Annotated in this window: 10 protein-coding genes; 5 read left to right on the forward strand and 5 right to left on the reverse strand. The window is 51.7% G+C overall.

The annotated features are described in order from the left end of the window. Positions 1 to 210: 210 nt before the first annotated feature. A complete protein-coding gene (locus CEK71_RS09650) occupies positions 211 to 1,056 on the reverse strand; it encodes a DUF817 domain-containing protein (RefSeq protein ID WP_088619191.1) in 846 nt (281 codons plus the stop codon). A gap of 292 nt (positions 1,057 to 1,348) precedes the next feature. On the opposite strand from CEK71_RS09650, the gene CEK71_RS09655 reads away from it, so the two are divergent. After that, positions 1,349 to 1,723 carry a hypothetical protein gene (locus CEK71_RS09655; protein ID WP_088619192.1) on the forward strand — a complete coding sequence of 125 codons (375 nt, stop codon included), beginning with the start codon at positions 1,349 to 1,351 and terminating at the stop codon, positions 1,721 to 1,723. A 188-nt stretch (positions 1,724 to 1,911) separates the two neighbouring features. Here CEK71_RS09655 and hisD read toward each other — a convergent pair whose 3' ends face one another. After that, the gene (hisD, locus tag CEK71_RS09660) at positions 1,912 to 3,216 is read right to left on the reverse strand and encodes a histidinol dehydrogenase (protein WP_088619193.1); all 1,305 of its coding nucleotides are present in this window, start codon (positions 3,214 to 3,216) and stop codon (positions 1,912 to 1,914) included. A gap of 224 nt (positions 3,217 to 3,440) precedes the next feature. Between hisD and CEK71_RS09665 the strand changes: the two genes are divergently transcribed. The 4 genes from CEK71_RS09665 (at position 3,441) to gorA (ending at position 9,005) form a co-directional block, all read left to right on the forward strand. Beyond that, on the forward strand, positions 3,441 to 4,085 hold the full coding sequence (locus CEK71_RS09665) for a TIR domain-containing protein (RefSeq protein ID WP_088619194.1): 645 nt from the start codon (positions 3,441 to 3,443) through the stop codon (positions 4,083 to 4,085). Positions 4,086 to 4,088: 3 nt separating this feature from the next. Continuing rightward, positions 4,089 to 6,629, forward strand: coding sequence for an NB-ARC domain-containing protein (locus CEK71_RS09670; protein ID WP_088619195.1), 2,541 nt, complete (start codon positions 4,089 to 4,091; stop codon positions 6,627 to 6,629). A gap of 179 nt (positions 6,630 to 6,808) precedes the next feature. After that, complete coding sequence (locus tag CEK71_RS09675; RefSeq protein ID WP_088619196.1) at positions 6,809 to 7,330, forward strand: peroxiredoxin; 522 nt, start codon at positions 6,809 to 6,811, stop codon at positions 7,328 to 7,330. 319 nt (positions 7,331 to 7,649) lie between these two features. Continuing rightward, positions 7,650 to 9,005, forward strand: coding sequence for a glutathione-disulfide reductase (gene gorA, locus CEK71_RS09680; protein WP_088619197.1), 1,356 nt, complete (start codon positions 7,650 to 7,652; stop codon positions 9,003 to 9,005). A gap of 44 nt (positions 9,006 to 9,049) precedes the next feature. On the opposite strand, the gene CEK71_RS09685 is transcribed toward gorA, so the two are convergent. The 3 genes from CEK71_RS09685 to CEK71_RS09695 all read right to left on the reverse strand — a co-directional run bounded on the left by CEK71_RS09685 (position 9,050) and on the right by CEK71_RS09695 (position 13,358). Continuing rightward, on the reverse strand, positions 9,050 to 9,343 hold the full coding sequence (locus CEK71_RS09685) for a carboxypeptidase regulatory-like domain-containing protein (protein ID WP_088619198.1): 294 nt from the start codon (positions 9,341 to 9,343) through the stop codon (positions 9,050 to 9,052). Positions 9,344 to 9,501: 158 nt separating this feature from the next. Beyond that, complete coding sequence (locus tag CEK71_RS09690; RefSeq protein ID WP_088619199.1) at positions 9,502 to 10,803, reverse strand: PepSY-associated TM helix domain-containing protein; 1,302 nt, start codon at positions 10,801 to 10,803, stop codon at positions 9,502 to 9,504. A gap of 143 nt (positions 10,804 to 10,946) precedes the next feature. Next, positions 10,947 to 13,358: a GNAT family N-acetyltransferase gene (locus tag CEK71_RS09695; protein ID WP_088619200.1), complete on the reverse strand. Its 2,412-nt coding sequence runs from the start codon at positions 13,356 to 13,358 to the stop codon at positions 10,947 to 10,949. Positions 13,359 to 13,373 lie beyond the last annotated feature (15 nt).

Raw genomic sequence — 13,373 nt, forward strand, 5'->3', positions numbered from 1 at the left:
CATAATCGGCTTGGGTTTTCCTCGTAAACATTTATGCGCCCGAAAAACAAGGCTTTTTTTGGCAAACAAAGAAGACGGGAGACCACAGGGACAAAAGCACCAACCCCCACCCGCAACAAGCCAGCCTAGATGTGGAGGCGATTTTGCCAATATCAAGCCACAAGCGTTTGGTAAGCTGCGCTTTATACCACAAGATCATGATTTTTATTATTATAAGGGAATGTGTATCCGTTCCTTAACATGCTTAAGATAGGTCACAATGGTAAAAGTCATCACCACCAACAACGACCAGGAACTCCATTTGCCGACATGCACGGCAGACCATGCGCCGAGCTGGTTCGGGTACTGCCAAATGCCGAAAAACGTGCTGAGGTTTTCCGCCAGCCAAATAAAAAACCCGATCAAAACAAAGCCCAGCAATAAAGGCATCTGCCGCACCTTGTCGAAAGGCCGGAACACCACCGTCGTCCGCGCATACAAACCCAAGGCCGCCGCACCGATGTAGCCACGGTAATCGCCGATATAATGCTGGGTGAAAAAATTGCCATAAATCAGCAACGCGACCAAAGTCGCCATCCAATAAGGCGGATGGTGGCGCACCCTCAGATCCAACATCCGCCAAATCTGAATAATATAACTGCCCACCGCCGCATACATAAACCCCGAAAACAGCGGCACAGTCCCTATCTTGGTATAGGCAAAATCGTGATAGCCCCAAGATTTTATACCGCTGGAAGTCTTAAACAGCTCCAGCAAAAAACCCAAAACATGAAACAGGCAAATCGCCTTAAGCTCATCCCACGTTTCTAGCTTCGCCCACACCATCCACAACTGTATAACCAAGGCAATCAGCAATAACGCATCATAACGGGGTATGCCAAACACGCCCTGCCTGGGCAAGGCAAACACCGCCAGAAAAAACAACCCGGCAAACAAACACGCCCGCGCCTCTTTAAGGCCAAAAAATAACAATTCGGTAAAAAATCGTGGCAGCCCGCGTAGTTCCGGGCGGGCAGGCCTATCGCTAAGCCATTGGTCGAATGCGGAGAAATTCATAGGAGAAGGCGAGATAGTGGCAAAGCCGCCCGTTATACCTGTTTAGGGGAAGAAGCTCAAGGGAGAGTTTTGGTGTGCCGATTAATTTATACCGCCACCAGCCACCGCATAAAATAGCGTTGTTTTTATGATGACAGAAATTCGCAAGTTATGTATATTACCGACAAATCATGACTACGATTACTTTCGCCGACTTTCATCGGCATTTTTGACATTACCAGGATATAGCCATACCTCTTGATGCCAATAGCAACCCAACATCACGTTACTTAATTGACCTTAGGGGAAAGCAATGAAATTTCGGTTTTTTTTAGGCGTAATTGGCCTACTGTTGATGCAAGCCGCACAGGCGAATGAAGTATCGGGCAAGCAATGGAAGGCGATGATAATCACACACTTTCCCCCTGCATTTTGTGAAGATGACTCTTACTTTAGGCAATGTTTAAAGCTAAGTTCTAATGTTTGCCAAAAAGCAGCCCTCTCCGCGACAAAAACCTGCCTTACCACCCTTAAAGAGCGGATACCGACAACTTTCACCTCTAAAGAGCAAGCGACAGAAGTGGGAACAATGCTTGGGAAGTGCGTTGGCCTATCCTTGGACCTTAAGTTTGCCCATCAAAAATCGGCGGACAGTCAGTGCGCAGATGCTTCAAACTGGGAACAATAACGCTCAGGGCGATGGCGCATCCCTGCACACATTAAGGGTTACGACGAACGCCTTGGGGAAGAGCTTTTTCCCTTGATTTTTGCCTATACCACGAGGAAAACGCTCGCTCCCTCCCCTGCGAAGAACCCCTTCGGTTTAGCTAAGGGACCGAGGGGTGGGGTTTAACACGCAGAGGCGCAATGGAACGCCTACTTAATTCGATACTCCGCCGACCGCGCATGGGCGGTCAAGCTCTCACCCCGCGCCAGTACCGAAGCGATTTTACCCAAACTGTCCGCACCCGCCGCCGAGCAGTTAATCAAACTGGTGCGTTTTTGAAAATCGTAAACACCCAGTGGTGACGAGAACCGCGCGGTGCTGGAGGTGGGCAAAACGTGGTTGGGGCCGGCGCAGTAGTCGCCTAAGGCTTCGGCGGTGTAGCGGCCCATAAAAATCGCCCCGGCGTGGCGGATTTTCGCACATAAGGCTTCGGGGTCGGCGACCGACAACTCCAAATGCTCCGGCGCAATCACATTAGCGACATCAGTCGCCACGTCCAAATTATCAACCTTAATCAAGGCCCCGCGTGTGCTTAAAGACGCGCGGATAATGTCGGCGCGTTCCATAGTCGGCAACAGCTTATGGATGCTTTGCTCAACAGCGGCCAAAAAGTCGCCGTCATCGCTAATTAAAATCGCTTGGGCGTTTTCGTCATGTTCAGCTTGTGAGAACAAATCCATAGCAATCCAATCAGGGTTGGTTTTACCGTCGCAGATAACCAGAATTTCCGAAGGCCCAGCAATCATGTCGATACCGACTTGCCCGAACACCAGTTTTTTCGCCGTGGCGACATAAATATTGCCGGGGCCGACGATTTTGGCGACCGCAGGGATAGTAGCCGTACCGTAAGCCAAGGCCGCGACCGCTTGCGCCCCACCGATGGAAAAAGCGCGGTCTACTCCGGCGATATAAGCGGCAGCTAGCACCAGTTCGTTAGTCTCGCCGTTCGGAGTCGGCACCACCATAATCAATTCGCCCACGCCTGCCACTTTAGCCGGGATGGCGTTCATCAATACCGAAGACGGATACGCGGCCTTACCGCCCGGCACATACAGACCGACACTGTCCAACGGGGTGATTTTTTGCCCCAACACCGTACCGTCCGCTTCTTCATACTGCCAAGACGCAATTTTTTGGTGTTCGGCATAGGCGCGGACACGGTCGGCGGCAGTTTGCAGGGCATGGGCTTGCTCGGCAGGCAGATTCTCCCACGCGGCTTGCAAGGTCGCCTTAGGCAGTTCCAACTCACTGGCATCGGCAATGGCGCGGTGGTCGAAGCGGTTAGTATAGTTAATCACAGCGGCATCGCCATTGCTGCGGACATCGGCCAGAATCGCCAAAACCCGTTGCTGGATGTCCAGATCGTCGCTTTCATCCCAAGCTAACAGGTCTTTTAATTGCTGGGAAAAATTAGCGTCGCTGGCGTTAAGGTGTTTAATGGTTACGTTGGACATATCAGTTAAATTAGACAGAATGTTACAAAAGCAAAGAAGTCACTTAGACCAAATAAATGCGCAGTAGTTTGGACACAGTTTTACAATTGGGCAAGCGAATCTTTTTCCCAGTCTTTTCCGGTTACAGCAAATGACTTGGCGACACAGTTAATCCCAGACAATTTTCAACCCCGATATTGCCTTAGTGTTAAAATCTGCCCAGTCTTTTTGCCTGAGGCACTATCATGCGTACCATCCAACTTTTTCTGGCTTCTTCGTCCGAACTCAAAGCCGACCGTGAGCAATTCGAGCTGTTTATTAGCCGCCGTAACAACCAGTCGGTACCGAAACAGGTTTACCTAAAACTGATCATCTGGGAAGATTTTCTTGATGCCATGTCACGAACCCGTCTGCAAGACGAGTATAACCAAGCCATCAAAGACTGTGATATTTTTGTCATGCTGTTTTGCACCAAGGTCGGCATGTATACCGAAGAGGAATTTAACACCGCCTTCGGACAATTTCAGGCCACACAAAAGCCGCTGATTTACACTTACTTTAAAGATGCGGCGATAACTGTCAGTGCGGTTAACAAGAACGACTTAACTAGCCTCTGGGCGTTTCAGGAGCGGCTTGAGGCTTTGGGGCATTTCCAGACCACTTACACCACCACCGAAAGCCTGTTATTGCACTTTGGCCAGCAATTGGACAAATTGGCGGATCAGGGCTTTATCCCCTTAAACAACCTCGCCGCCGCCACTGCCGCGTCAGGGGTTAGCCAACACCATAGCGGCACAGGCGATAACATCGGCCGCGACCAGACCAAAATCGGGCGGCAAATCATTATGGGGCCGGGTAGTGTCTACCATGAGAACAAAGGCAAGGGGTAGCTTATGGAGGGGCAGGTGCATCGGGGTACGGGCGATAATGTTGGGCGTGATCAAACCAAGATCGAATTGCAAATCAATCAAAGTGCTGGCAGCAGCTACATCGGAAACCAATACCTTCCGCCAGCCGAAAAACCTATTCCCCATCACCTGACTTCCACGCCCTTCATTCCCGATGTGTTCCAAGGCCGTGATGCCGATTTAGCCGCGATACGCGCAACGCTGGAGATAGGTAACAAACCCTTGCTGTTAGTCAACGGCGAGGGCGGTATCGGCAAAACATCACTGGCGGCGAAGTATTGGCAACGCTACAAAGACGAATATAAACACACCGCGTGGCTCTACGCCCCTAGCCGCTTGGACGATGCTTTGCTGAGCTTGGCAAAAGCGTTGAAAGTGACTTTCCCCGACACCATGCCCACCGAGCAACGACTAGAAGAATTGCAAAGAGCCATTGCCAACCTACCTGAATTCTGCCTGCTCATCATCGACAACGCCAACAATGCCGAGGAGTTGGCGACGCAGTGGGGATTTTTAAGCAAATGCTCCAACTGCCATATCTTGCTTACCAGCCGCATTAATAGTTTTGACGATGCGGCCTGTTATCGTGTTGAAGCTTTGTCGGAAGCAGATGCTTTAAATGTGTTCAAAACGCATTATAAGCGGCATCGAATAGAGGATGACGAATTGTTTGGCAGTATCTACCAAGCGGTTGGCGGCAACACGCTAATGCTGGTGCTGTTGGCGAAGAATTTGGCAGCGGTGAATGACAACTCAGTGTTTTACTCGCTTAGTCAATTGCTTAAAGACCTGCAACGGCAAGGGCTGTTGCGATTGTCCAAAACTAAGCCCGTTCAAATCATGGGCAAAGGCTCACAGCCAGCCTTAGAAACCGTCGACCCCACTAAAATCATCGCCGCCCTATATGACGAATTGGAACAAATCAAACCGCTAAGCGAAAACGAACAATGGTTATTGTGCAATCTGGCGGTATTGCCTGCGGAAAACTTGGCTTACGGATACTTGGCGGATTTGCTGTTAATGGAGAGGGATGAAGGTACAGAAGAAGTATTTTCTGACATCCTTAGCGGCTTAGCGAAACGTGGCTGGTTAGAGCGTAGCCATCAGGATGGAATTAGCCATTATAAAATCAGTCCTGTGGTGCAGGATATTACCCGTTATAAAAATCTAGGCCGCTTGCAGAGCTATTGTGCTGGGTTGGTCTATAAGCTGGGAGAAAAACTGATTTTTGAAACAAACACCGGGCATTTGCTCAACGCTAGCTACGCGGACGCTGTGAATTACTGCCGCTATGCCGAAACGGCTACGGCTTTGCTACCGAAGGATGATAATATTGGTTTGTTGTGTGGATATATAGGCAGTTACCAATTGACATTGGGAGAACTGGACAAGTCATTAAGTTACTTTAAGAATAGTTATGATATTATGGCGGTACTTAAGTGCCGAAAACTGAATGATATTGACTGCAAAAGCCACTTGGCAGTTGCCTGTCAAGACTTAGGTATCATCTATACCACACTGGGCGACTTGAAACAAGCCTTGCGCTGGCATGAAGAACGCCACTCTCTGGGAGAGGAAATTCATTCCGCCGCCCCCGACCACTTTAGTTTTAAACACGATTTAGCGATTGCTTGCCAATACTTAGGCAAAACCCACTCCGCACTCGGCGATCTGGAACAAGCCTTACGCTGGTATGAAGAACACCACCGCTTGGAACAGGAGCTTTATGCTGCTGCCCCCGACCATCCGATGTTTAAAAATCAACTAGCGATTGCTTGTCAATATTTAGGTATTACATACGCTGCTCTCGGTGATCTTGAACAGGCCTTGCTCTGGTATGAAAAGCACCATAGCCTAGAACAAGAACTCCATGCTACCGATCCAGACCATCTGGGCTTTAAAAATCAATTGGCGATTGCCTGCCGATATTTAGGAATATCCCACGTCACTCTGGGGAATCTGGAACAGGCCTTGCGCTGGAATGAAGACTACTACCGCTTGGCACAGGAACTCCATGCTACCGATCCAGATCATCTGGATTTTAAAGATGGCTTGGCGACTGCCTGCCAATATTTGGGCGTTACCCATGCTACGCTGGGCGACCCGGAAAAAGCCTTGCGCTGGTATCAAGACTACCACTGTCTCGAGCAGGAGCTTCATACTGTCGCCCCCGACCATTTGGGTTTTAAAAACGGATTGGCGGTTGCTTGCCAATGGTTAGGCATCATTCATACCACACTGGGCGATTTGGAACAGGCCTTGCGTTGGAATGAAGACTACTGTCGTTTAGCACAGGAACTCCACACCGCCGCTCCCGACCATCTAGATTTTACTTACTGCCTGGCTGCTGCCCTCAATAATTTAGGCTGGAATTATGAACAACAGGACAATCTCCCCTTAGCCTTGAACCATTATCGGCAAGCCCAAGTCCTATTAGCGGAACTGGTCGCCAAATCGCCGCTTCATGTGGAGCTTAAAGAAACGTTGGACTGGCTCAATAGACGCTTAGAAGCATTAGATACCTAAGACCGCCCCCAAACTCATAGATAAAATCAATCGTTCCCATAAAAACAATCAATTTTCCAAGTCCCTCCACCCCCGCTAAACTATCCCTGTGCTGAACGCTAAGGGGGATTTTTCCAGCGCAATACCGCCCCACCCGCCGCGTCGGCATTACCCTATTATCTTAAAACCGGAGAACTGCAATGCCTTTAACTGTACCTCATGTTGTGTTTAAAACCCGTGTCCGTGACGAAAGCATCGGCGGGGATAACCCGTTCCGTTGGCAAGATGTCAGCACCGATGATATTTTCAAAGGCAAGCGCATCGTGGTGTTAGCGCTGCCCGGCGCGTTTACCCCAACTTGCTCCAGCACCCATTTGCCGGGTTTTGAAGCCCAGTACCAAGCCATCCTTGACCAAGGGGTTGATGAGGTGTACTGCTTAAGCGTCAATGATGCCTTCACCATGTTCCAATGGGGCAAGCATTTGGGCATTAAACAAGTAAAAATGCTCCCCGACGGCAACGGCGACTTTACCCGTGGCATGGGCATGTTAGTCAAAAAAGAAAACGTAGGCTTCGGCTACCGCTCTTGGCGTTACGCCATGCTGGTGGACGATTTGAACATTGTTAAAGTGTTCAGCGAACCTGGGCAGGCGGATAACTACCCTGAAGACCCGTTTACCGTAAGTGATGCAGGGACGATGTTGGCGTACTTGCAAGAGTAGGCTAACTATCACCCTTATTAAGAATAAGTGCTGGTTCCCAAGCTCCGGCTTGGGAATTTAAGCACGAGAAGCTCCAGCTTCGGGAATTTTGGACGCTAAGGAATGGGTAGGAAATAATTCAGGCAGATACAGGTCTTGGAGCGCGGGCATCTTGCCCGCCCTTGCGGGCAAGATGCCCGCGCTCCAAAAATGAGGATGCCGAGGTTATTTTATGCACGTTCCTAGCGTTAATTCCCGAAGTTAGAGCTTCCCGAATTTAAGTTCCTAAGCCAGCGCTTGGGAACTAGCGTCAGAATGCTTACCCAACAAGGAACCCAACATGATACCTTACGATTATGATTTATTTGTAATAGGCGCAGGCTCCGGCGGGGTGCGGGCGGCGCGGATGGCGGCGGGCTTGGGGGTGCGGGTCGCGGTTGCCGAGAACCGCTACTTAGGCGGCACTTGTGTCAACGTCGGCTGCGTACCGAAAAAACTCTTCGTCTACGCCGCGCATTTTCACGAAGACTTTAAAGCCGCACCCGGATTCGGTTGGACATTATCCGAGCCGCAATTTTCCTGGCAGCATTTACGCGCCCAGAAAGACCAAGAAATCACCCGCCTGCAAGGCATATACGGCAACTTGCTGGCAGGTTCCGGCGTGACCGTCATCAACGGCCAAGCGCAAGTCATCGATGCCCATACCGTGAGCATCGCCGGGCAACACTACCGTTGCGAACGGATTCTGATCGCCACAGGCGGCTGGCCAGAGGTGCCGGCATTTCCCGGCAGCGAGCATGTCGTCACCTCTAATGAAATGTTCGCCTTAGAAGCCTTGCCGAAACGGCTGCTGATTGTCGGCGGCGGTTATATCGCCGTGGAATTCGCGGGCATTATGCACGGTTTGGGTGTGGAGACGACCTTATGTTATCGCGGCGACAAGCTGTTACGCGGTTTTGACGAGGATATCCGCGACTTTGTCGCCCAAGAGATGCAGAAAAAAGGCTTGCGGATAGTGTTCAACACCGACATCGAACGCATCGAAAAAACTGCCGAGGGCTTGGTGGCGCAGACCAAACAAGGCCAAACCTTAACCGCTGATCTGGTGCTGTATGCGACCGGACGCAGCCCCAACACCGCTGGCTTAGGCTTGGCCGAAGCCGGGGTGGCACTGGACAAACGCGGGGCGGTTATCATTAATGACGGCTACCAAACTAACGTGCCGTCAATCTATGCTTTAGGCGATGTCACGCACCGCTTCAGCCTGACCCCCGTCGCCACCGCCGAGGCGATGGCGTTGGTGAATTTGCTCTATACCGACCAGCGCAGCCCGGTCGATTATGACCATATCCCGACCGCCGTGTTCTGCCAGCCCAATGTCGGCACGGTAGGCTTAAGCGAAGCCGAAGCCCGCCGCCGTTATGACGATATTGTGATTTATAAATCGGTGTTTACACCGATGAAGCATACCTTATCGGGCTTAGGCGAGAAAACCTTGATGAAAATGGTGGTGCGCCGGACTACCGACCAAGTGCTGGGTTTGCACATGGTCGGCGCGGAAGCGGGGGAGATTATTCAGGGCATGGCGGTGGCGTTACGCGCCGGGGCAACTAAGGCTGTGTTCGATTCTACCTTAGGCATACACCCCACCGCCGCCGAAGAGTTTGTGACTATGCGCAAGCCTGTGGGGGAATGATAACAGCACAGAAAAGGTACGCACAGTGTACCCTGGGCTTAGGCTTATTCGCGCGGCATTAAGTCGATGTCGTTAATGGTGTCTTTACCGATGGTTTTGGTATAGAGGAAATAGCCGGGGGCGTTGACGATCATCGCTTGGTCGGTGTCGGAGACTTCTAGGGTATAGCTGCCCATCGCATCGGTAGCGGTACTTTCTTTGCCGACGCTGACGGTTGCCGAGGAAATCGGGTTGCCAGTCGGCTTGTCGCGGACGACACCTTTAATTTCAACACCGGAACAACCTGCCAATAACATCAGGGTGGCGGCGGCAAACGTGGCTTTTACAGGGAAGTTCATAGCGGATTTTCCTTTGCAGGTCAGTAGTGGGGAGAGAAAACAGTTGGCGGCACTTAGACAAGGCTATCCGGCCTCAGTTCGGTAAGCCATTTTAACCGCTTATGCCCTGCATCGAAAATTTATCATCAACCGACTAGGCTTATTCGCAAGCATAGCACTCACACAATGCGGCGGGCGAATAAGGCGATAATCGGCACACTTAAGGCCAACCATGACAAGGTATCACCCAGGCCATCGGCTAATAAGGCCGCGCATAAGCCGATGAGGCTGCTTGCGCAAATGGCGATGGGGATAGGCCACGGCTTGGGGCGGATGGGGCGTAACTGCCGTTGGGGCTTAGCGGTTTGGGCGGGGCGGCGGCGGTGTTTCTTGCCCCAAAGGTATAAGCCGCCCACTAAAATCCCGATGCTGAGCAAGTCTAACATTGCCCAGAGAATTTTTAGCGGCAAGCCGCCGTAATCGCCAAAATGCAGGGGCTTGGACAGTAACAAGGCACTGACATAACCGGGCAGTTCCACCGTGGCGAGGACTTGGCCAGTTTGGGCATCCAGCACGACGGGCTTAAGCAATTTTGCCGTTAACGGGGTGTCACCCTGCATAAACGCGACAAATTGGTTAGGCCCTGCGAAGGGATTGCCCGGAAACGCCAAAAAACTCAACGCACTGTTTGGCACCGCCCGATAAGCGGCGTTAACGGCTGTTTGCACCGAACCGATAGGCCGGATAGGCGCCGCCGCGTAGGGGGCAAGCAGTTGCGCCAATTGTTCGCTTTGCCAGCGGCTAAAAATCGGCGCGGCAACCGTGTTAATGACCCCAGTGACCGTCACTACCGACAGCCACACCACAGTGACGATGCCGAGCAGATTATGCCAATCCAACCACGCCAAATACCCTTGCCGGACAGTGCCGAACGCGAGTTTGCGCATAAACGGGGCATATAACATCACGCCAGACACTATCGCCACCATCAAGAATACCCCCATTAAGCCTAGCCACAAACTGCCCCATAAGCCGGCAAACAAATCGACATGCAGCCTTAACGCGATATTCATCAAGCCTTGGTTGAGCGGATAGGCCTGTAAATACGCCCCGGTGCGGGCATCCATGCTATAAAACGCGGATGGCTGCGCCGCCGCTATGTCCGCCCCCATGCGCACAAACCACAGATCCGGCTCTTGGGGTTCGGCAACGAGAAATTGGACGCTATCGCCTGGGCGGCGGGCTTGGGCGGCGGCGATAACGGCATCCAGATTGGCGCGGGGTGGGATGGCGCTATCCGGCCAAGGCGGCGGGCTTATGCGGTAACCTAAGGCATGGTCGATTTCGTCGGCAAAAATCAGCGGCAACCCTGTCAGGCATAGCAGCAAAATAAAGCCCGTACAGATGAGGCTACTCCATTTATGGATAAAAGCCCAACGCTTGAGGGTGCGCGGCGTTAAGCCGATGCTCACGTTTTTCATAAAGTAACCACCAAAAGAAAATCACGCATAAAACAACAGCGGCAACGTTATTATGCTCTTGGAGCGCGGGCATCTTGCCCGCCCTTGCGGCCAGAATGGCCGCACTCTAAGGCCTGCGCCATTTTTATGCCCACACCGATTCGTTATAAGCAAGCCTCAGTATCCGCTTCCCGGTTGGTGCTTTTAGGACTAACAGGCCTAAACGCGGCGATAGGGTTGGCAAGTGTGCCGACAAATTGCAGGCTTTGCGCAGGATTAGCCAAGTCCACCATTTGCTGGTTATTGCGCAATTGCAAGCGGTTTAGGCAAGAGCGGATAAATTCCGGTGCGAACAGGTCATGGCGGGCGAATTTTTCGGCCAGTTCGGGGTGCGCCGCTTGGTAGTCGAGGATGCAGGCGGCGACCAGTTGCCAGAATTGGTGTTCGGGAAAGCCGTTATGGACGTACAAAATCTCCGCCAAATAGCGGAAAATCAAGTCAAAACAATCGGTAAAAATCGATAACAGCTTCAATTCTTCCGGCACATCTACCGCCAAACGTTGCACTTTGTCGGATAACAGCACATTGGGGTTCATAATAGCGGCTTCTTCGGCGATGTCTTTCATAATGGCGCGGATCGGCACTTGATTTTCCAGCACTAAAATGAGATTTTCGCCATGTGGCATAAACACCAGATCATAGGCATAGAAGCAGTGCAGCAACGGGCTTAAGTAGCAGTCCAAATAGGCGTGCAGCCAAGCATGGGTACTCAGGCCTGAGGCGGCTATCAAGGCGGGCAATAAGGCCGCACCTTGTCCGTCAGTATGCAGCAAAGCCGCCATGGTCATTAAGCGTTGCCCAGCTTGCAGTTGCGGCACGGGGCTGTCGCGCCATAAGGCGGCAAGCATTTTTTTATAAGGGCTATCTTGGCGTAAAGCGGCCTCGTAGTGGCTATGGCGATAGCCGATGGCGGCGACTTCCCGCAAAATACTAAAGCCTTTGGCGCTAAGATAAGGGTCTTGGCTAATCAGGCCGTTAATGCAGTCATTAATGGCGGGAGTGGTGCTCATATAATAAGGTGACAAACCACGCATAAAGCCCATGTTCAAAATCGATAAGGCGGTTTTGACATAGCGTTTATGCGGCTGGCTGATATTAAAAAAGGTGCGTATCGACTGTTGCGCCAGATAGGCATCGTCGCCATAGCCTAAGCACAGTAAGTGTTTAGCCGCCAAATCGGCGGCGAACAGTTGCACCAGTTTGTTATACCATTGCCAAGGATGCACGGGCAGCAGGTAATAGTCCGCCGCCACCAAGCCTTGTTGTTCCAATATGCGGGCAAAATTCGCCAAGGCCGCCGCGCCCAGCTCTTGCACCAGTAGATCTTCATAAGTCAAATCTTCACTACAGGCGAATTCCACTTTGCTTTTATGCGCCGCCAGCCAAATTAAGTTCACTGGCGTTGCCGCTTCGGGAGCGTAGGCCTGATAGTCAGCGGCATCAAAACCGATGCGGCCATTATTGGCGATAAACGCCGGATGCCCCGCCATCATCGCCGTTTCTAGCGTTTGAAAATCCGCTCCGACCAGTTCGGCCACCTTGCCGCTCTGTTTGCACAGTTTATAGGCGCTGCCATATAAGGTACTGGTGATTTCTTCCATATAGATAGGCAACAAAGCGGGGGCTATGCCCAAGCTGGCTTGATTTTCGGTGATAAAAGCCAATGCGTCCAAGGCCGCCAGATTGCCGCCCGCCCATTTTTCTAAAGAAGCCGGATCGATATGCCAGTGCTCTAAGCTTAAAAGCTGCGCCCGGAAGCGGTATTCGACAGCCGCTTGGTCGGTCGGCAAGCGGTAATACCCCCATTCGCCTTCCTGGTACTGATGTTCGGGGACAATCACCAGTTCATGGGCGAGTTCGCTGATAGCCTTAATCAACAATAAGGTGTTGGCCTGCGCCCAAGTGTCGGCCTGCAAATGCGCGGCACTGTGCTGCGGTGGGCTTTGGCGGCTGGCCTTGGCGAGGGCGGCGTAATAATGGTTACGCGTGCAAAAGGCCAAATAAGCAGTTTTATTCGGCAAGTTGATGGTCTTTTGATAGACAAAACCGGCACGTTTGTTCAAGGTATGGATGTCGGCGTTGCGGATGTCCGGCTCCACCACTAAGCGTTGCACACGACGGTCATCGAAGATAAACGCCATGATGACGGTGAACACTGTCCAAGTAAAATCGGCGACCCGTTGCTCGGCGGGGGCAACCAGAATGTGCATCCCCGCATCACCCGCTTGCCAAGCATAATGCTGATCCAGCGCATATTGCCGGGGGTCGTAACATTCCAATAAAAAGGCCGGGGCATTATTGCAAAAGCCCAGATAGACCTGCGCCTTGGTGCTGATGTTACGGTATTCCGCCTCCACCTCCGCCAAAGCCATACCCTGCAAACCCCAATAACGCGCATAGTCCAAATTAACCCAACGATGGATTAAGGCCATATCATCGGGGATTTGCAAAGGGCGTAACGAAAAGCTGCCGATAGCCGGAATGTGTTTTTGGAAACAAACAGGTGTTGGGTTCATAAAGGATACCTATAG

The sequence above is a fragment of the Methylovulum psychrotolerans genome, from assembly GCF_002209385.1.
Lineage (GTDB): Bacteria > Pseudomonadota > Gammaproteobacteria > Methylococcales > Methylomonadaceae > Methylovulum > Methylovulum psychrotolerans.

What these genes read in the sequence shown, in the direction of transcription:
- CEK71_RS09655 (WP_088619192.1), top strand. Translation starts at nt 1,349, where the DNA reads ATGAAATTTCGGTTTTTTTTAGGCGTAATTGGCCTACTGTTGATGCAA.
- gorA (WP_088619197.1), top strand. Translation starts at nt 7,650, where the DNA reads ATGATACCTTACGATTATGATTTATTTGTAATAGGCGCAGGCTCCGGC.
- CEK71_RS09685 (WP_088619198.1), bottom strand. Translation starts at nt 9,343, where the DNA reads ATGAACTTCCCTGTAAAAGCCACGTTTGCCGCCGCCACCCTGATGTTA.
- CEK71_RS09665 (WP_088619194.1), top strand. Translation starts at nt 3,441, where the DNA reads ATGCGTACCATCCAACTTTTTCTGGCTTCTTCGTCCGAACTCAAAGCC.
- CEK71_RS09695 (WP_088619200.1), bottom strand. Translation starts at nt 13,358, where the DNA reads ATGAACCCAACACCTGTTTGTTTCCAAAAACACATTCCGGCTATCGGC.
- hisD (WP_088619193.1), bottom strand. Translation starts at nt 3,216, where the DNA reads ATGTCCAACGTAACCATTAAACACCTTAACGCCAGCGACGCTAATTTT.
- CEK71_RS09675 (WP_088619196.1), top strand. Translation starts at nt 6,809, where the DNA reads ATGCCTTTAACTGTACCTCATGTTGTGTTTAAAACCCGTGTCCGTGAC.
- CEK71_RS09690 (WP_088619199.1), bottom strand. Translation starts at nt 10,803, where the DNA reads ATGAAAAACGTGAGCATCGGCTTAACGCCGCGCACCCTCAAGCGTTGG.
- CEK71_RS09650 (WP_088619191.1), bottom strand. Translation starts at nt 1,056, where the DNA reads ATGAATTTCTCCGCATTCGACCAATGGCTTAGCGATAGGCCTGCCCGC.
- CEK71_RS09670 (WP_088619195.1), top strand. Translation starts at nt 4,089, where the DNA reads ATGGAGGGGCAGGTGCATCGGGGTACGGGCGATAATGTTGGGCGTGAT.